Raw genomic sequence first — 281 nt, forward strand, 5'->3', positions numbered from 1 at the left:
GACGATCCTGTCGCCCTGTTCGCGATGCGCTTGGAAGCCAAAATGCCTTTCGTAAAAGGCCACGGCAGATTCGACGTTTCTAACGTAAAGAACGATGCGATTGAGCGACAAAGCCAATTCCTCCCCCCGCAGGCCGTTCTGTCGACACAGCCTAGGAGCGAAAGCACCGACTGTCATCGGTGCGCACGCGTTGACGGGTGGAGGGAGCGACGCTACGGGGATGAGACGATCGCTTCAGGGGAGGATTCCGGCATGGTGCATTACGCGGATGGAAAACCGCT

At 58.0% G+C, this 281-nt stretch carries 1 protein-coding gene; it reads right to left on the reverse strand.

Annotated features, from left to right (window positions below; genetic code table 11):
* On the reverse strand, positions 1-177 hold a 177-nt coding region (locus EN845_RS36875; RefSeq protein WP_348631140.1), incomplete at its 3' end, for a VOC family protein.
* Between the last annotated feature and the right edge of the window lie 104 nt (positions 178-281).

This window comes from Mesorhizobium sp. M8A.F.Ca.ET.202.01.1.1, assembly GCF_004791595.1.
Taxonomy (GTDB): Bacteria; Pseudomonadota; Alphaproteobacteria; order Rhizobiales; family Rhizobiaceae; genus Mesorhizobium.